Origin of the sequence: Natrialba hulunbeirensis JCM 10989 (assembly GCF_000337575.1) — an archaeon.
GTDB lineage: Archaea > Halobacteriota > Halobacteria > Halobacteriales > Natrialbaceae > Natrialba > Natrialba hulunbeirensis.
In genome coordinates this window covers 27,214-46,137 of record NZ_AOIM01000025.1, presented here as the reverse complement: position 1 = coordinate 46,137, position 18,924 = coordinate 27,214, and the positions used below count along the sequence as shown (strand labels likewise).

17 protein-coding genes are annotated in these 18,924 nt (G+C 59.7%); 9 read left to right on the top strand and 8 right to left on the bottom strand.

Annotated elements, in window-relative coordinates:
* Positions 1 to 5 precede the first annotated feature (5 nt).
* A complete protein-coding gene (locus C483_RS08820; protein ID WP_006653009.1) occupies positions 6 to 1,154 on the top strand; it encodes an ABC transporter ATP-binding protein in 1,149 nt (382 codons plus the stop codon).
* A 38-nt stretch (positions 1,155 to 1,192) separates the two neighbouring features.
* Here C483_RS08820 and C483_RS08815 read toward each other — a convergent pair whose 3' ends face one another.
* On the bottom strand, positions 1,193 to 2,413 hold the full coding sequence (locus tag C483_RS08815; protein WP_049912516.1) for an acyl-CoA dehydrogenase family protein: 1,221 nt from the start codon (positions 2,411 to 2,413) through the stop codon (positions 1,193 to 1,195).
* A 93-nt stretch (positions 2,414 to 2,506) separates the two neighbouring features.
* Positions 2,507 to 3,703, bottom strand: coding sequence for a CaiB/BaiF CoA transferase family protein (locus tag C483_RS08810; RefSeq protein ID WP_006653007.1), 1,197 nt, complete (start codon positions 3,701 to 3,703; stop codon positions 2,507 to 2,509).
* Positions 3,704 to 3,927: 224 nt separating this feature from the next.
* Between C483_RS08810 and C483_RS08805 the strand changes: the two genes are divergently transcribed.
* Positions 3,928 to 4,236: a hypothetical protein gene (locus tag C483_RS08805; protein ID WP_006653006.1), complete on the top strand. Its 309-nt coding sequence runs from the start codon at positions 3,928 to 3,930 to the stop codon at positions 4,234 to 4,236.
* Between the two features lie 12 nt (positions 4,237 to 4,248).
* Here the strand turns inward: C483_RS08805 and C483_RS08800 are convergent, their stop codons facing one another.
* Entirely contained in the window at positions 4,249 to 4,899 is a 651-nt protein-coding gene (locus C483_RS08800; RefSeq protein ID WP_006653005.1) for a hypothetical protein, read from the bottom strand.
* Positions 4,896 to 5,738, bottom strand: coding sequence for a ParA family protein (locus C483_RS08795; protein ID WP_006653004.1), 843 nt, complete (start codon positions 5,736 to 5,738; stop codon positions 4,896 to 4,898). The genes C483_RS08800 and C483_RS08795 overlap by 4 nt, the downstream gene beginning before the upstream one ends.
* A 1,687-nt stretch (positions 5,739 to 7,425) precedes the next feature.
* On the opposite strand from C483_RS08795, the gene C483_RS08790 reads away from it, so the two are divergent.
* Entirely contained in the window at positions 7,426 to 8,871 is a 1,446-nt protein-coding gene (locus C483_RS08790) for an MATE family efflux transporter (protein ID WP_006653003.1), read from the top strand.
* A gap of 254 nt (positions 8,872 to 9,125) precedes the next feature.
* Here C483_RS08790 and C483_RS08785 read toward each other — a convergent pair whose 3' ends face one another.
* The 3 genes from C483_RS08785 to C483_RS08775 form a co-directional block, all read right to left on the bottom strand.
* Positions 9,126 to 9,533, bottom strand: a complete 408-nt coding sequence (locus C483_RS08785) for a DUF7575 domain-containing protein (RefSeq protein WP_006653002.1) — start codon at positions 9,531 to 9,533, stop codon at positions 9,126 to 9,128.
* Positions 9,534 to 9,606: 73 nt separating this feature from the next.
* On the bottom strand, positions 9,607 to 10,236 hold the full coding sequence (locus C483_RS08780) for a TetR/AcrR family transcriptional regulator (protein ID WP_006653001.1): 630 nt from the start codon (positions 10,234 to 10,236) through the stop codon (positions 9,607 to 9,609).
* Between the two features lie 104 nt (positions 10,237 to 10,340).
* Positions 10,341 to 10,967, bottom strand: a complete 627-nt coding sequence (locus tag C483_RS08775; protein WP_006653000.1) for a DUF502 domain-containing protein — start codon at positions 10,965 to 10,967, stop codon at positions 10,341 to 10,343.
* Between the two features lie 298 nt (positions 10,968 to 11,265).
* On the opposite strand from C483_RS08775, the gene C483_RS08770 reads away from it, so the two are divergent.
* Positions 11,266 to 12,024, top strand: coding sequence for a hypothetical protein (locus C483_RS08770; protein WP_006652999.1), 759 nt, complete (start codon positions 11,266 to 11,268; stop codon positions 12,022 to 12,024).
* Positions 12,025 to 12,214: 190 nt separating this feature from the next.
* Entirely contained in the window at positions 12,215 to 13,348 is a 1,134-nt protein-coding gene (locus C483_RS08765) for an MFS transporter (RefSeq protein ID WP_241431495.1), read from the top strand.
* A 7-nt stretch (positions 13,349 to 13,355) separates the two neighbouring features.
* Here the strand turns inward: C483_RS08765 and C483_RS08760 are convergent, their stop codons facing one another.
* A complete protein-coding gene (locus tag C483_RS08760) occupies positions 13,356 to 13,739 on the bottom strand; it encodes a hypothetical protein (RefSeq protein ID WP_006652997.1) in 384 nt (127 codons plus the stop codon).
* 377 nt (positions 13,740 to 14,116) lie between these two features.
* Between C483_RS08760 and C483_RS08755 the strand changes: the two genes are divergently transcribed.
* The 4 genes from C483_RS08755 (at position 14,117) to C483_RS08740 (ending at position 18,905) form a co-directional block, all read left to right on the top strand.
* Entirely contained in the window at positions 14,117 to 15,565 is a 1,449-nt protein-coding gene (locus C483_RS08755; RefSeq protein WP_006652996.1) for a sodium-dependent transporter, read from the top strand.
* Between the two features lie 608 nt (positions 15,566 to 16,173).
* Entirely contained in the window at positions 16,174 to 17,322 is a 1,149-nt protein-coding gene (gene pdhA, locus C483_RS08750; protein ID WP_006652995.1) for a pyruvate dehydrogenase (acetyl-transferring) E1 component subunit alpha, read from the top strand.
* The gene (locus C483_RS08745) at positions 17,319 to 18,359 is read left to right on the top strand and encodes an alpha-ketoacid dehydrogenase subunit beta (protein ID WP_006652994.1); all 1,041 of its coding nucleotides are present in this window, start codon (positions 17,319 to 17,321) and stop codon (positions 18,357 to 18,359) included. Before pdhA ends, C483_RS08745 begins: the two co-directional genes overlap by 4 nt.
* Positions 18,360 to 18,515: 156 nt before the next feature.
* Positions 18,516 to 18,905, top strand: coding sequence for a hypothetical protein (locus tag C483_RS08740; protein ID WP_006652993.1), 390 nt, complete (start codon positions 18,516 to 18,518; stop codon positions 18,903 to 18,905).
* Positions 18,906 to 18,924: the final 19 nt, after the last annotated feature.

Genomic DNA, 18,924 nt, shown 5'->3' with positions numbered 1-18,924 from the left:
TGAGGATGGCGTCTATTACACTGGACACGGTCCGCAAGCAGTTCGGTGATGTCGTCGCAGTCGAGGACGTCGATCTGGAGATTGAGGACGGCGAGTTCATCTCGATCGTGGGACCGAGTGGGTGTGGAAAGACGACGACACTGCGGCTGGTCGCCGGCCTCGAGCAGTTGACGAGCGGTCGTATCTTCTTCGGCGACACGGACGTGAGCAACACGCCTGCGAAAAAGCGCGGCATCGGCATGGTGTTTCAGAATCTCGCGCTCTACCCGCACATGAGCGTCCGCGAGAACATGGAGTTCGGACTCTCCGTCGCCGACGTCCCACAGGAGGAGCAAGACGAGCGGATCGTCAAGATCGCCGAGATGCTCGATATCGCGGAGTTGCTTGACCGCGAACCGAGCGAGCTATCGGGTGGCCAACAACAACGCGTCGCGATCGGCCGAACGATGGTACTCGAGCCGAACGTCTTCCTGCTGGACGAGCCACTCGCGAGTCTGGACGCGAAACTCCGCGTCGAGATCCGCGAGGAGTTACAGGAGCTCCAGAAGGAAATCGGCGTGACGACGATCTACGTGACCCACGATCAGGAGCAGGCGATGACGATGAGCGACCGGGTGATCGTCATCAACGACGGCGAAGTACAGCAGTTTGCGACGCCAGAGGAGATCTACAACGAACCTGCAAACAGGTTCGTCTCACACTTCATTGGAACGCCGTCGATGAACTTCGTCGACGCACAGCTTTCCGCACCGAGCGAGTCACTGACGGCTGACTTCGGATCGGTACAGATCGATCTCGAGCGGCCGGCCGACGGTTCGACGGAACTCCTCGACAGAGACGCAACGCTCGGAATCCGACCGGAACACCTGGAGCTGTCAACCACTGAAGAGTCGACGGGGACGAACACGGCCGCCGCACAGGTTCGAATCGTCGAGCACACAGGGGCAAACAAGATCGTCCACCTCTCGATCGACGACCGCGACTTCACGGCGCTGGTTCCCGAGTCCACCGACGTTCAAAGCGGTGACGAAGCAGCCATTCGGTTCCCGCCCGAGAACGTCTACCTATACGATTCCGAGTCGGGAGATCGGCTCTACTACCGCTCGTCGCTCGATTCGAAACACACCCAACAGGAGATCGAAAACAAGAGTTGAGCCGGCGGGAACGAATCGGAGAACCGACCCGCAATCAATCACTCAACACCATACTGCTTCGCGATCGTATTCAACTGAATCTCGTCCGTCCCCTCGACGATTCGCATAATTCGTGCTCGATGGATGTTGTCCATGAACGGATTCTCCTCGGCAAGGCCGTCGCTGCCGTGGATCTGGACGACATCGTCTGCAACCTCCCAGAACGTATTCGTCGCGAGCCACTTGCAGATCGACGACTCGGCGATTGCGGCCTCACCCTGATCGAGCTGCCACGCACAGCGTAGGCCGGCAGCATCCGCAGCAAAGACGTTCGCACGGCCGCGAGCGATCTTGTGGGAGATTCCCTGGAAGTTGCCGATCGTCCGTCCGAACGCCTCGCGATCGTTCGCGAACGCCGTGGCCTTCTCGAGTAACCAGTTCGTTCGGCCGACGGACTCGGCAGCGATTTCGACCCGACCGAGGCCGAGGAAATCCATCGCGTCGTAGAAGGCGGTACCCTCTTCGCCCAGTACGCGGTCGGCCGGGATCCGGACGTCGTCGAGTTCCACCTCCGCCTGTCGGCCGACAGCGCCGACGGCGTTGTTGAGAGAGCCGATCTCGTACTCGTCGGCTTCGACGATAAAGCAGGTCACACCGCCGTAGCGGCCGACTTCGTCCTGCGGGCTCGTCCGAGCGAACACCTGCACGAAGTCCGCGTAGGGTGCGTTCGTGATCCACTGCTTGGTTCCGTTGAGCACCCACTCGTCACCGTCTCGCTCCGCCCGCGTCGCCATGTTCGGCGAGTCGGAGCCGACACCCGGCTCCGTCTGTGCGAACGCTGTCGTCTTCTCGCCGGCCATCGCTGGTTCGAGATAGCGGTCGATCTGGTCACCCTCCGCCTGTGCCAGCAACGGCTTCGGACCGCCTGGACCCGCCAGCACCGCACTCGTCAGCGGAACGCCCAACTCTGCGAGTTGCTTTTTCGCCAGGTACCACGTCACCGCCGAGACGTTGTCGCCGCCGACCTCGGCTGGCATGTTCATCGCGTAGAACCCGGCCTCCGCGCTCGCCTTCCTGATCTGTGCTTCGGCTTCGAGTACCTCGTCGCTCAGCCGGCCGTCGGGGTCGTGTCCGAGGCGCGGGTTCGACAGCGTTTCACCTAACTCCTCGACGACCGGCTCGACTTCCTGCTCGACGAACTCGACGAGGCTGTCAAGAATGAGTTCCTGTTCCTCGGTCTGTTCGAAGGACACCCCGGCTCCCGTTTCGGATGTGTTCATTGTGAACAGTGTTCCCTGTTACGATACTTAACTCTCGGTGGTGGTCGTAGTTTTGTGCGACTGTAGCGGAGGATGTCGGCCCCTCCATTGCCTTCACTCTGGAATCGCCCCCGACGCGCGCAACTGCTCGAGTGCATTCCCCTCGTAGCCAATCTCCTGCAGGACCGATTCCGTATCGTCACCGTGCTCTGCAACCGCCGTCGGCCCGTCGTGGTCGATGTCGGTCCCGCGAGCGGGGAAGCCAACTGCCGGTGCCGGCGTTTGGCCCTCATCAACCGCTGGTCCTCCATTGACGTATCCACGTGCCGAGATCTGTGGATGTTCGACCATCTCGGCCGGCGTATAGACGCCGCCGACTGCTGCATCGACGCCTTCGAAGAACGCCACCCACTCGTCTCGGGTTCGTGTTTCGAAGAGGGACTCGAGTGCCTCCCGGAGCGTCTCGAGTTCGGCTGGATCGCTCGTCATATGGTACTCGATCCACTCCTCGCGGTCGACGGCCTCGCAGAAGGCTTGCCAGAAGTGCGGTTCCAGCGCGGCGAGCGTGACGTAGCCCTCGGCAGCGGGGTAGACGTCGTACCAGGGGAACTGACCTGTTAGCGGTGTCTCGCCGGGGCGGGGGTTACCGCCTGCGAGTGCGCGAGGAGCAACTGCCTGCGAGAACGAAACGGCGGCGTCAGTCAACGAGACGTCGATGTACTCACCGGTTGCGTCGTTGTCTGCACCAGCCCGGTCGCCTGCGCCATTTCGATTCCCAGTACCGAGTTCCCGAGAGAGCAGTGCGCCCACAATCGAGAGAGCCGCGAACAGCCCGCCCCCGATATCCGCGACCTGATAGCCGGGAACGCGCGGGGTCTCGTCGTCGGATTGGCGAGTCATATCGAGTAGGCCAGCCAGCCCGATATAGTTCAAATCGTGGCCAACCCGGTCGCTGTACGGGCCTGTCTGTCCGTATCCCGAGAGCGAGCAGTAGACGATTCCTGGATTGACCTCGCAGACCGCGTCGTAGTCGACACCCAGTCGATCGACCACGCCGGGACGAAACTGCTCGAGCACGACATCTGCGGTCGCAGCGAGATCGAGGAACGCCTCGCGCCCACCCTCACTCTTGAGATTCAACGCGACCCGGCGCTTCCCGCGATTGATCGACTCGAGTGTCGGCTCCGCTTGCATGTCACCCGGTCGTTCGATCCGAATCACCTCGGCACCCATCTCCGCCAGCAACTGTGTGGCGTAGGGACCGGGGAGCAATCGACTGAGATCGAGCACGCGGACGCCGTCCAGATTCATGCGAGCAGTGTTACTCGAGTACGACTATCAGGTTGTGGGTTGTTCGCATAGTGATACATGACTGGCACTGCGCCGATCTCGTAGTGATCTCGGACACCCTGTGCTCGTGCTGCAAGATTTCAGAAGAGGAATGCGTACGCAACACAGTCAGGACACCGCCACTGGTCGCGAAAACAGAAGGCTTATTCTTCGATCGTCGCTGCGATCAGACGACCCGTTCGCCGATGATCCCCTCCACACGCATCAGACAAACACTGATTGCCGCCTGCTCGCCGATCGCCAGTCTCCTCGCTGCGGGCTGGGCGTATCACCTCCTGCTTGGGACGCCGTCGCCCGCGACACAGCGCTGGATCGAAACTACGATCCCCTCGCTGGTCGGTGCTGAGCCACACCTGATCGCCGCGCTCGCACCAACCGTGCTCGTCGTCGGTTGCGTGGTAACGGCCGTGCTCGCAGAACAAACCGCACGACTGACCGCCGCACAGACTCGACGGCGAGAACTCGAGACCCATTTCTTTGAGGAGAGCGAGTAACAAAGTCGATCGCTACTCAGCCGACTCGAATCCCCACGCTTCGAGACGCTCGACAACGTCGTCGACGTTGTGCATCGCAGCCTCGTACGCCGCCTCGCGGACGTCCGTCTTCGACACCTCGGTGCCGAGTTCGTCACTCACCGCAGCGACGAACTCGTCTTCAGCGTCGACGAGGTAGTCTCGAAGATAGAACTGTACCATGCCGCGATCCTGCTTGACGTTGTCGCGAACGTACACCCACGGAATCCCACCATCATCAGCGCCCGCCTGGGGCGGTTCAGGTACGACGGCATCTCCCTCTCCAGTCGGCGTCTCGTCGCCGGACGTACTCGAGTCCCCCCCGGTTGCAGCGGCTTCGTCGAACGTCGTCGTCGTTTCGGTGCTTGTCGCCGAGTGTGATTGCGGTGTACTCGAGTTGGCGGTCGTCTCAGTCGCGTCTGTTTCTGCTTCCGTTTCCGTCTCCGTTTCTGTCACAGCCTCTGTCGTTGTCTCTGCGGCCCCAGCCGTCGTCTCTTGCTCAGATTCGACAGTCTCCTGTGTCGTTGCTGAGGAAGCATCGACGTCCTCGCTGGTCGGTTCGGCATCGTCTCCCTCCTGATCCACCCCGTCGTCAGTTTCGGCCTCGTGATCTGCGAACGGATCGCTCCCGGAGCCTTTCTTCATAGTCCGCCCACCTCTTCGACCTGTGCTGCGAGGTCGTCGATCTTCTCGAGTGTCTCCATCTCGTGGTCACGCGTGCGATCACGATACTCCTCGACGTAGTACGCTGGCGTACACTGCTGGTCCCAACAGCCCTCAAACAAGGATGAACGCTCGCGAAGCGCGACGGGTGCGGGATAGCCGCGTTCGTGGATTTCGTCGAGGTAGCGCTCCTGGTCGGTCGTCCGACCAATCCCGTTGGGGACGGCCGCGAGAACACCGATTTCGGCTTCAAGGCGTTCCTCGAGTCCGTCGACGAGTTCCTCGAGACCGATGACGCTCTGCATTCCCTTTCCGGTCGGTTCGACTGGGATGACCAGACTGCGGGTGGCAGACACCGCGTTGTAGAGGTGCGGGCCAGCCGTTGCCGGTGGATCGACGACGATAACGTCGTACTCCTGTGGAATGCCGGCGTCCATGAGCACCTGCCGGAGTCGGTCGTACGGATCGAACTCGTCACCCTCGCCGAGGTCGTCGGCCATCTGCTGGGCGCGGTTCAGCAGATCCTCGAGATTCTCGAGCATGTTGTGGCTCGGGAGCAGATCGAATCCCTGCTCGGTCTCGTGGATGAGGTCTGCGAGGTCGCCCTTCGGTCGGTCGATCATGTGCCGGACGATGTTATCGGCCTGACTGTCGTCCCGCGGTGCATCTACGTCGAGCAGGTAGGTCAGCGACCCGTTCTGCTGGTCCATGTCGATCGCGAGTACGTCGAGTCCGTGGTCCGCGTGGGCCTCGAGCAGCGCTGCGCCGACGGTCGTCTTGCCGACGCCGCCCGCCTCCGAATAGGTCGTGTACGTGAGCATATCCACCAGTTAGTCTCCTCGAATATAATACTCCGTCATACGAGATTCACGATCTAATGAATTAGTCTAATTGAATAGTCTAACCAATAGGGCTGTTTCGGTGGCTATTCGCTAGTGCCTTTGATGGGGAAGTTAACCGTGAATACCAGCAGAGAGGGAGAGATAGCCATGTCAAGTAGCAGCCCTGTATAGGGCAGCCAGTTAGTCTAACCAGCTGATCTAACTGATTGGGCCGGCAGTACAGCATGAAATGAGCGGGAACTATGGCCAGCGAATGGACGATTATCCTTTGTAAGAGGGGTTCCTGGTTAGGTCACAGAGGTATACCAGCCGAGTAGGCTGACTAGGAAGGTTGTTCCAACGGACTGTAGTAGCTCTCAATCGAACAGGCGAGCACAGTCATCAAGAAGGACTAACCAGTTAGCATAACCAAACAGGCCGTTCGGGAAATACGCCTCGATAGCCTCGCTAGACGGGCAGGAGCGATAGCCGAATTCACCGGAGTAGTCTCGCCAATTCAAGGGCGATGTTGGTTAGGGTTGGTAGTTAGGCCAACTCAATAGGCCATCCAGGTAGTCCATGTGAAAACCCTAGTTACAGTATCGCCGGACCAGCGATCTGCTGTCGACGGATGGAACTCGAGTATCAGTCCCCAGGGCAAAGCAAAACGAGTACACTCCAGACTGCCAAAGAAGGCTGTCCAGAAGGAATGACTGATTAGCCTAACTGAATAGTATATCCGACTGGGTTTCGAGGAAAGCCCCCGTGGGAGTCAGAACTGAGACTGGTTGAAGATGGCGGCTTGTAGCGAGAGTGTTTGGTTGGGCAAATCGAGTAGGCTATAGTAACCACTGGTTCTGTTGAAATCCTCTTCTATAGAAACTTATTCGGGCGAATATACTGTCACTACACGTGCATACCGAACTTTTGCTCTGCGGGCGCGACTCCGTCGCGCCCTCGGCAAAACTTCGATGAAAAGCACTCCTCCCTCCCCTACGGGTCGGTCGTCGGCCCGCTCGCTCACTCCGTTTGCTCGCGGTGAGTGCACACTGCTTGCCCTGTACTTACCGCACAGGATGCAAAACCGATCATGTTCTAAGGATTGCAACAGAGCCTAGCCACTGTAAATCAATACGCCTGATCGCACGACTGCAGCGCGGTTCGGAGCGAGTGCGGTTCGGAACGAGCACGGTTCGGAACGAGCACGGTTCGGAACGAGCACGGTTCGGAACGAGCGCGGTTCGGAACGAACGAAGTGAGTGAGAACCGCGGACGAGAACGGGGAATAGCGTGACCCGTGAGCGAATGAAATGAGCGAGAACCGTGGAAGTACGATCAGTGTGTAACTAATTGCAGTTGTTACGATAACTAGATTGGTTGGATGTGACACCTCACCGAAGAAGGGACTGAGGTAGCTCACGAATCCGTCCCACACTCAAACAACCGTCAATTGTTCAAAAGACGATGCAACCGGCCCGGATCGATCCGCAACTGAACGGTGGCTGGCGTAACGGGCAGGGACCAAGTCTTGTGGAGATGAGTGATGTCCATGCTGATATGACAGAATCGAATGTTGACTTCTGTTGATGTGCTATGTTACCGGGAGACACCCTTCAAAACTAGGGTTCGCGGCTTGCCGGCTAACAAACTCCTTTGAACAAATAGGATAAGGAACTGGTACGTATCCGTGACTCGGTTCCCGAACCCGCTGCGGCTGACGATCCTCTATATCGGTCTCGCTCTCGCACGTCTTGGCCTCATAGATCGCGAACGAGCCATCCGAACAACAGTTCTCGCCTGGCCGCGCATCATTACCGGTATCGCTCGCATGTCGAAAAGCGCGGTCGACGTCGCAATGGTCGGCGTCGCAGTCGGCACCTCGGCCGTTGCAGGTGTTGGCTTTGCGGGCCCCTTCTGGGGACTCGCATTCGCGATCGGTGGCGGTGTCGCCGGCGGAACGATCGCACTCGTCTCTCAGCGATACGGCGCTGAGGCCTACGAGGAACTCGGACTCGCCGTCCGCTCAAGTACGTTGCTCGTTCTCGTGATCAGCCTCCCCGTGATGGGGCTGTTCTGGACATACCCGGCGGAGTTCATCTCGCTGATTACCGACAACGAGGCGGCGATCGGTTACGGCGCGATGTACCTCCAGTACGTCGCACTCGGCATCCCGTTCGCCGGCCTCAACCTCGTCGGGAGTCGCGTACTCGTCGGTGCGGACGACTCTTATACGGCGATGCAGGTTCGAGCCGGCGGTGCAGTTCTCAATATCATCCTGAGTGCCGTCTTCATCTTCGGACTGAACGAGGGTGTGGCCGGCGCTGCTGCCGGGACCGTACTGGCAAACATCGCAGTAACGGCCGGCTTCGCGATCGGCCTCAGTTACGGGTCCCTCCCCGGCGTCGGCGAGTTCCCGGTCAAGATCGATCCGTTCGGCTCCTACCTTGATCCGGGAACCATCCGCGACATCGTCGAAATCGGTCTTCCCGTCGGTGGCCGAAATCTCGTCTGGGTCGTCGCCGAGTTCCCCATGCTCGGCATCCTGGATATCTTCGGTGAAAACACGGTTGCCGCGTTCGTCATTGCCCGGCGAATCTGGGGTATCATGAACACACCCGGTTGGGGCTTCGGCCTCGCATCCTCGAGTCTGGTCGGCCAGGAGCTCGGTCAGAACAACGAGCGGCAAGCGGAAGCCTACGGCCGCGATATTATCCGGTTCGCGGTTGCGACGTACATCGTCTCAGCGATCGTGATCGCGCTATTCGCTGAACAGATCGTGGTCCTGTTTGCAGATGATCCGACGAGCGCCGAAATTCCGATCGCTACTGACCTCGTCTACGCAGCCTGCGTCGCGGTGGTCTTCCAGGGGGTCGCCGGTGCCGCTGCGGGGCCGCTAGACGCGAGCGGCGACACCCGCGTCCCGTTTGCCAGCCAGTTCGTCGGGATGTTCCTCGGCTCGATTCCGCTCGCGTACCTCGGGGCAACAACGTCACTCGGCTACTGGGGGCTGTATCTCGCCTTCGTCGCTGAGACGACGATTCCCGCAGCAATCAACTACTGGCGCTTCCGGACGGACAAGTGGAAGTCGATCAGCGAAACGTATCGCCCGGATGCTGCAGTTGCCGACGACTGAGACGGTTCGTTGTCGGTAGTTATCGGTGGTCGCTCCGACGGGGGCGGGGTGATCGCCGGTAAAACGCTCCACCGCTCCGTGTCAGGGACAAAACGCGGCCAGTTGCCCAGTCAGTTCGGCTCCAGATTCTACCTGGACTCGAGTACAGCTCTCCCTAGAGCAGCGAGCGCACCACGGCTCACCCGACCCGTGGTCGGCTACGTGTGTCGGTTAGTCTGCTCAGAACAGGATTATCGAAACCGTCGCGTACAGTACTACTCGTCGGGCTTCATCGGTGTCTCAGTTGCACACCATGGGCAGAACGACACGTCCTCCTCGAGTTCGCGGTGACAGGATGCACAGAGAGTGGCTTCCTGGATCTCGATCTGGCGGTTGTGCTGTCGTGCCAGGACATAGGCGTCGAGGACGCTCGCAGCACCGACAACGAGAAGCGGTGCTGCATCCCAGAACGATGCCTGCATTGGGTCCATGAGCACTGTTTCGGGAACGAACAGACCACCAACGAGGAACGCAAGTGTGAGCCAGCCAAGGGCTCGAAGCCAGCGTCGCAAGTAGATCTGACCGAGGCCGGTAATGAGGAGTCCAAGTACGGCCGCAAACCAGGGCCGTTTCCGAGAGTCGGACTGCGTCTGTGTCTCTGTTTGAGACTGCGCCTGGTCCATACGAAGGCTGAATGCCTGGTCAGTCGTAAATCTTCTTGTACTGCCGCTCAGATTTCGGTAACAGCAAAAGGCGCTACTCGTCAGCAAGGAGCGTCCGCTCGAGTTGCTCGACCAACACTGTCCGATTTTGCTCGATGAGGGTTCGGTCCTCGAGCGTCACGCCACGTTCCATAATCCCATACACTGTCGAGAAAATGTACTCTGCCTGTCTGTCCGGATCGACAGCAACAAACCGGCCTGACTCGACCCCGCGCTCGAGTATCTGGGTCAGTTCCGCAATGAAAATCTCGTCAGTCCGTTTGATCTGATCGTAGTAGGATTGGTTGTGCGGTGCCTGGGAGCGAATTTCGAAGAACGCCTGCCGAAACTGGAGTGCCTCGTCGTCCAGGTCGGTCGGCAGCACACGGTTGACAAGCGCGATGAGTTGATCGTACGGGTCGTCGTCCGATTCCTCCGCAAAGGAGGTTTCGAGTTCCGCACAGACGAACGCAAAGAAATCGTTGAGAATCTCCTCTTTGCCGTCGTAGTGGTAATACAGCAGGGATTTGCTCTTCTCGAACTCGGCAGCGATTCGAGACATCGTCGTCTCGGGATAGCCGTGTTTCGAAAGTGCGAGATAGACGGCCTCCATGATCGCCTCGGTCGTCTTGTCTCGCTCCTCGGCGATGGTTGCTGTGTGATCCGTGTCCGATGTATCGGCCATGTAACTATGCTCGGCAATGAGACGTAAATACTTCAGGTTCCCGTTGTGTCGCGACGAGACGCCTGTCACACCCCGGATGGATCTATCAATTATTACACAAGTAGTCAGCGACTCGAGCTCCGGTCGTCGGAATCGGCCTCACCGAAGCCAGCACTCAACACGCGTGTCAGCGCCTCGCCGGTCGACTCCTCAAGTTCGGTGAGTTCTGACTGGTGGACTTCGAGGAGAAATCCGGTCGTGATATTCGGCGAGGTTGGCAAGAAAAGAACTTCCTTGCCGTCGGACGTAGTGCGACCGGTTTTGAACGCCGTCATTCGAAGCCCGTCCCAGACTTCGAGCTTTACCGGTTCCTGGAGCTGGTCCTGTTCGCCGAAGGCCGTTTCAGAGGCTGTTTTGGAGGCGTTGTAGACGACTCTGATTATGGGCAACCGATTTGCACCCGCATCGAGGAGTCGTTCTGAGACCGTGCCGATAGTCGTCCGCATGAGAAAGCCGACAATGGCGATAACGGCGAGTAGTGTGGCCAGTGAGAGAACGACACGCAAGAATTCGATAGCCTGATCGCGAACAGCGGGGTTTTCGATGAGGTGATCCAGTAGTTCGGCAGGAATCAGAAACTCGGGAGTGAGTCCCTCGACAAAGCTGTAGACGAAATAGAGGACGAACAGCGTAACGAGTATTGGGCCGATAACGATGAGTCCGCTAACGAAGTCGCGTTTCCAGGCCGACATCTACTCACACCTCCCTATGTGACAGTGTCGTTCAGTACTGGATGCCGTGCTATCAACCTTTCCGAACGTCCGCTGGTGGTGTTTGTACCACCACCATCGTGTCGGTGCTGCTCGATTTCGGAAATCCATTTGTCTCCGACTACTGTCGTAGATGACTGAATGGTTAGTCAGCGCAGAGATAAACGTTGCTACTGCCGTCGCAGATCTGCCTTCGGAAACCGTCACCACCATCAGGCAGGTGAGAGACCGGCATTCGCAGCGCAAAAGGGCCCAGTAGCGGCCGTCGACAAGACGAGCAATGGATGTGCTCGCAGGAACGGCAGTCGGAGACGACCTGTTGGTGGCGATACTCGTCCTCGGAATCGCGCTCGTCCATTTCCTTCCGGAATACCTTCCCGGTATTCCGTTCGTCTCGCGGCGCAGCATCCTCTCCGCTGCTGGTGGGATTTCGATCGTCTACGCTTTCCTGCATCTCTTTCCAGAACTCGACGCACATCGGAACGCACTCGAGGGCGTCGATCTGATCGTCGCGACACTCACCGCAGAGCACATCTACATTCTCGTGTTCATCGGTATCGCGCTGTTCTACGGACTCGAACGTGTTGCGGCCCTTTCCGAGGCGACCGAACTGCCGCCCTCGCTCGTCCGATTCAGTGACCAACCGGTGTTCTGGGTCCATATCGGCGGCTTCGTCGTCTACAACGCCTTTATCGGCTACGTACTCGTGCAGGGACGAACTGGAACGGAGAGCAGTCTTCTGTTCGCGTTCGCGATGGGATTTCACCTCTTCGGGAACGACGAGGCGATGGAACAGCACTATCACGAACTGTACAGCAACGTCGGACAGTGGATTCTTGCTGGCGCAGTCATCGCGGGTGGTCTCGGGGCACTCGTCTACACACTCTCCGACGCTGCGTTTGCGATTCTGCTTGGCTTTCTCACCGGCGGTGTGATCTTCAACGCGATCAAGGACGAACTCCCGCGAACGCGCGAGAGTCGATTCTGGGCATTTGCGCTGGGATCGTTCGTCTACGCGTTGATCCTGTTCGCACTCTGAGCGGTCGTGAACAGCCAGCGTGTAACTGTCAGAACACGAGAACACACCCTGATAGGGGGTGTATTTGTCTGGAAAGGGAATCTTTTCGCACACCGTCTCCTTACACGATACCGTGAGTATTGTCTCCGACCCTCCGCCCGAAGCCGATAGCCGCCGTAGCTGGGGCGTTGCACTCGCCGGTGCAATCGCGATGGTGTTTACGTTCGGCACGCCGCTTTCCTATGGAATCTTCCAGCAGCCGTTCAGCGAGACGTTTGCCGTCTCCCCGGTCGCACTCTCGGGTGTCTTCTCGATTATGCTGTTTACGTTCTTCATCGGCTCCGGCCTCGTCGGCATCTTCGCCGCACGGCTTCCCGTCCGCGGAGTCCTTCTCGTTTGCACGGTCGCGACGGCACTCCTTGCTCCCTCTCTGTACGTCGTCGAGTCCTATCTCGGACTCACACTCGTGTTCGCAGGGCTCGGACTCGCACTCGGAACCGTCTTCGTCCTGGTCGCCTCCGTCGTCCCCCGATGGTTCGACGAACGCCGCGGGGCAGCAACCGGCCTGATCTTCGTCGGCAACGGACTCGGTCTGTTCGTACTGCCGCCACTGTGGCAGTACGCACTCAGCACCGCCGGCGTTCGCGAGGGCTTTCTGGTCATTATGGCGACGACGGCAGGCGCGTTCCTCCTCGCGACCCTCCTCTGTCGGCGTCCACCCTGGGCCACACAGTCGACGGACTCGAGTAGCGCGCTGCTCTCGTGGCTCAGTGGATTGATCAGGACGCGCACCTTTCAGGTGCTGTTCGTGGGCATGTCACTCGCATTTGCCTGGTATCAACTGCTCGCGGCGTACGCCATCGATCTGTTCGCTGCACGCGGCTTGACTGAGGCCGGTGCGTCGGCGTTGTTCGGCCTGATCGGCGGTGTGAGCATCATTTCGCGCATCGGTGGCGGCTACATCGCCGATATTGTCGGCTCCCGACGGGCGTTTCTCGCATCACTTGGCTGCGCTGCAGTCGGTATTGCGTTGTTGCTCGCGCCGCAGTACGCGATACTCACTGTTGCCGTGTTCATCATCGGACTGGGGCTCGGTGGCTGTGCGACCCTGTACATCCCGCTGTTGATGGAGATCTATAACCCGGAGAAGGACACCGCGATTATCGGTATCTTCAACGTCGCTGGCGGAATCGGTGCACTCGCGATGCCGCCGCTTGGAACGGCGAGCGTTGCCTACACGGAGAGCTACACCGTTGCGATTCTGTTGACACTCGGCGTGACGGTCGTGTCCTTCTGGGCGGTCGTCGTTGGGACGGCAGGTTCCGTCTCGACGCCGTCGGACTGAGACTGGGCTATCCAGTCTGAGCCGTTCGAGCCGTCTGTGCGACGATACCGAGCAATACGAGGCAGAACACGATCATGAGTCCCTGCGAAACGGCTGCGATGGCAGAGTCAACTGCCTCACCCGTGAGGAGCGCGATGAGTTCCGGAACGCCGCGGGCGGAGCCGAAAATGCCCGCAAGCGCGAGCGCCCCGATTCCGTACGTGGCGAGGCGCTCTCGATCGAATGCATCACCAGCGAGTCGAAGGCTGATGACAAGTGCACCGAACAGTGCCGGAATGAGGGCGGTGACGCTTTCGAAACTCGAGACCACGTAGGCACCGACGCCGAGGAGCAGTAAGCCGGCGCCAACTGCGAGCGATCCGGTTCGTGCGACTGAGGCGGATTCGTCCATACAGGTGGGTGTGTTGGCAGTGGATAAGAAAGGAGGGAGTACTCCCACAAACTGGGCCTTCTACTCACCTGCAGTCGATAGCATCGCCGCCGGCATCATACACCCGGACTAGTTACATTTCGGGCGAAATGTCTGACTAAGTAGTGGTAAAACACGGTAATCATCTACCGGGTTTGGTTGAGATGCCTACGGAAGAGAGCAGAAAGAACACAGAGACCCCTGTATTGCACACTTACAGCGGTTTTGAGGCACTGGAACAGAATCCTCCGTTGGTATATCTTTCCGAGTAAAGAACACAATCGTCGATAATCATAATATATCATCATACCAAATCGATAGAAGCGCTTTAGGCCGTTCAGCCGATTCCATGAGACAGGATGGCACGAGAAACATGGGGCACCCGTCTCGGGTTTATTCTGGCCGCCGTCGGCAGCGCGGTCGGGCTCGGGAACATTTGGCGGTTCCCCTGGATGACTGCGGAAAACGGCGGGAGCGCGTTCTTGTTGCTGTACGTTCTCATCGTTCTCGGTGTGGGAGTACCCGGTCTGATGGCTGCGTTCGTTATCGGCCGTCGATCGAATCGAAATCCGGTCGGCGCGTTCAAGACACTGAAGGGTTCTCGTGTATGGACTGCACTCGGATTGCTCTGTGTCGTCACCGCGATTGCACTGCTCTCGTTCTACAGCGTCGTCGGTGGGTGGATCCTCCGCTACTTCGTTGAAAGCTTCACCGGCGCGTACTTCACCGACCCGGGCACACACTTCGAGACGATTAGCTACGGACTCGAGGCGTTCGTCTACCAGCTAGTCATTCTCGGGATCACCGCTGGCATCGTCATGGCCGGCGTCCGCCGAGGGATCGAGGCAGCAGCGAAGTCTATGATGATCGGAATCGTCCTCTTGCTCGTCGGACTCACGATCTGGGCCTCCCAGCAGCCAAACGCGGCTGCAGGGTACGAGTTCTTCCTCGACTTCGACGCCGAATACCTCTCGAACAACTTCCTCTCGGTGCTCGGCGCTGCTGCCGGGCAAGCACTGTTCACCCTCTCGATCGGCGGTGGAACGATGATTACGTACGCGTCCTATATCGACGACGACCGCTCGCTTCCGTTCGATGCCGCCGCGATCGCCAGCCTCAACCTCGGCATCGGCATCCTCTCGGGACTCCTGCTGTTCCCGCTTCTGTTCTCGTTCGCTGACGGCCCCACTACTGGCGGTGCCGGCGCGTTGTTCGTCGGCATCGCCGGTGCGTTCGCACAGCTGCCGGTCGGCTGGCTCTTCGGTGCCGTTTTCTTCTTCGTCGTACTGCTCGCCGCGATCACCAGCCTGATCAGTATGCTCGAGATCCCCGTCTCGTTCCTCGTGGACGAATTCGAGATTGACCGATCGGTCGCGACGGGCTCGCTCCTTGGCGTCATCGTCGTCACCGGCGCGTTCAACGCCTTCAGCGCAGACGTGTTCACGCTCGTCGCCGACCAGCTCGTCGACCTCCTGTTGACGATCGGACTGACCGGCTTCATGTTCTACGTCGCGTGGGTGCTCGGCCCGGACGCAGTCGAAGAGTTCCGAAACGGTGCCGGAACGATCGCCCGCTCGATTGCGGTCCCGTGGCGATACGCCCTTGGAACGATCTTCCCGACGTTCCTGCTGTTTACGTTCTACAGTGACAGTCTCCGACTGCTCGGCTACGCTCCGGCGACCGAACTACTCGTCGCGCTCACACTCATCACCGCTATCTCGATTGTGGGGCTTATCCGCTGGTCCGACTCCGAAGGCGAAACGACCCAGCCAGCAACGGCCGAAACCGACGCCGAATCTGCCGACTAGTGCGACCACGAGTGGGGACTCGAGTACAGTCTTGCACAGTCCCGTTGTGTATTCCTGCCTTTTGCGGACAGTCACCCGTGTGAGGGGGTTTAGACGCATTATTGCGACTTAGTACCACGGTACTATTAAGTAGACGATTGATGACTAGTTTTCATATGGTACCCGCCAGCATACCGGAGGAATGTGGCGCCAGTGACCAGTTTCAGCGAGTCGGTACGGACTGGGTGACACGGTTCCTCTGGACACGTTGGACACGCCACACAGCGCTGGCGGGGCGTTCGATTTCACCTTCGATGCGGCAAGTGCAGGAAGCGCGAGTAATGCGGTCGCTACGACCGATGCGACCGATGCGAGTAGTGCAAACACTGCAGTCGCGACACAACTGTGTAGACACACCACTGCGACAGCAGCCAGCGACGATGTCGCAGGGAGCAACCGATGGCATCGCCGGCCGGTAACGGCAACTCACAGCGACGGACCGATCACCGACGTTCTCGATCTCGGTTCTGGTCGAGGACATATCGGTAGTAACAGCAACAGCAACAGCAACAGCAGCGTACCAGCCAACGCAGTGCAGTTGCGGTACGCGAGACACCCGACGCCCAACAATGAGTACGCAAAACGAAGCGGACCACCACCCAGACAGTGCACCGGTGCACGGTACGACTGACCCAATCCAGATTCTGGACGCAGACGGAGCCGTGCTGTCGAACGCGGAGCTGCCGGAGCTTTCGGACGACGACCTGGTCGCAATGTACGAAGACATCAAACTCGCCCGCCGATTCGATCAGCGGGCGATCAGCCTCCAGCGACAGGGACGGATCGCGACGTACGCGCCGATGACAGGACAGGAAGGAGCACAGGTCGCAACCGGGTACGCTCTGGCGACACAGGACTGGCTCCTCCCGACGTATCGAGAGCACGCCGCCAAGTACGTCCACGGGATGGACCTCGCGTCGCTGTTGAAACCACTCTGTGGTCTGCGAGAAGGATACGCAATTCCCGACGACGTACACGTCATGCCGGAATATATTCCGATCGCGACGCAGGTCCCACAGGCGACCGGCATGGCCTGGGGGAAGCAACTCCAGGGAGAGGCGGACACCGCCGTCCTCTGTCACTTCGGCGACGGCGCGACCTCCGAAGGCGACTTCCACGAGGGTCTCAACTTCGCCGGCGTCTTCGACGTCCCCGCCGTCTTCGTCTGTAACAACAACCAGTGGGCGATTTCGGTCCCTCGCGAACACCAGACTGCCAGTGAAACCATCGCCCAGAAGGCCGCAGCGTACGGAATAGAGGGAGTTCGAGTCGATGGCCTCGATCCGCTCGCCGTCTACGCAGTAACGCGTGCAGCCCTCCAGAAGGCGAAGAACCCGGCCGACGGCGAACGGCGGCCCACGCTCATCGAGGCCGTCCAATACCGCTACGGCGCACACACGACCGCAGACGACCCCTCGGCGTACCGTGAGGAGGATGAAGCCGAGGACTGGCGCCAGAAGGACCCACTCGACCGCATGCGGAACTTCCTCACCAACAACGGATTGCTCGACGACGATCTCGAGGCCGAGATCGACGAGCGAATCGACGCCCAACTAAGCGAGGCGATCGAATCCGTCGAAGCGGCGACGACCGACCCGACGACGATGTTCGACCACGTCTACGACGAGCTTCCACCTCGCCTTCGCGAACAGCGAGCCGAACTCGAGTCCCTTCGCGAGAAGTACGGCGACGAGGCGTTCCACGAGGTGTTAGAATGAGTTCGACGAGCCCCGACGAGTCGCGGACGGCTGGCGATTCTCAGGCCGGATCCGCAGCAGAGACCATGAACCTCGTCGAAGCCGTTCGCCACGCTCTCCACACCGAGATGGGGCGCGACGAACGCGTCATGGTCCTCGGCGAAGACGTCGCCGAAAACGGCGGCGTCTTTCGCGCAACCGAGGGACTACTCGAGTCCTTCGGCGACGAGCGCGTCGTGGACACGCCGCTTGCGGAGTCGGGGATCGTCGGCACGGCAATCGGACTCGCCATGACGGACATGCGACCGGTTGCGGAGCTACAGTTCATGGGGTTTGCCTACCCGGCGTTCGACCAGCTCGTCAGTCACGCGGCGCGGATGCGAAGCCGGAGTCACGGCCAGTACACGGTGCCGATGGTGGTGCGAGCACCCTACGGCGGGGGGATCCGAGCACCGGAGCACCACTCCGAGTCCAAGGAGGCGTTCTTCGTCCACGAACCGGGACTGAAGGTCGTCGTTCCGAGCACGCCCGCGGACGCGAAAGGGCTACTCATCGCGTCGATTCGCGATCCGGATCCGGTCGTCTTCCTCGAACCGAAGCTGGTCTATCGCGCCTTCCGCGAGGACGTGCCGACGGATGCCTACGAGACGCCACTCGGCGAGGCGACCGTCAAACGAGAGGGAACCGACGTGACGGTCTACACCTGGGGCGCGATGGTTCACCCGACGCTCATCGCCGCGGATAACGTCGCCGACGAGGACGGTATCGACGTCGAAGTCGTCGACCTGCGGACGCTCTCCCCGCTCGACGTGGAGACCCTCGTCGATTCCTTCGAAAAGACTGGCCGCGCCGTCGTTGTGCACGAGGCGCCGAAGACGGCCGGGCTGGGCGCTGAGATTGCAGCGACGATTCAGGAGGAAACCCTCCTGCATCAGGAGGCACCGATCACCCGCGTCGCCGGCTACGACGTGCCGATGCCGTTGCACGAACTCGAGGACTACTACCTGCCACAGGCGCTCCGGATCCAGGAGGGGATTCGTGAGACGGTCTCGTTTTAGGGTGTGTTTGGCACCACGAAATCGGTCAAAGCCCACTGGTTGGGTTCGAAAGCTCTCCAGGGGTTTCGTCACGAGTATCGGAACAGCTTTCGAGTGAATTCATCAGTTGAATAGTCAGTACACAAAAGCTATGGGTCGTAACTGCGAAGTCGATATATGGTCTCCCGCGATACAATTGTCCACATCGCCTCCGTCACGATCGGCCTCCTCGTTCTGGCACTGGTTGAATACTTCGACCTCGGTCCCGAGACAGGACCAGCGCCAGTCGCCGTGTTCCTCCTCTTTTACGGACTCGTCCTCGGTGGTGCACACTTCTACCTCGCGCTCCGCGGCGAGGACGGGATGATCCCGGTCGAGGCGCGGTGGCGATACGTCGCGACACTCGTCGTCCTCCTCGCCGCCGGAGCGGCGATCTTCTATGGTGGCGGTCGCGCTATCGCAACGATCCCACTTGAGTCGCTGGGCTACATCGTGCTCGTCGTCACGCTGGTCGCCTACCTGCTCACCGAATCCATGTCGGGGTACCACGCCTCTCGCCAGGGATAAGCAGCTGAATCTCCAGTTC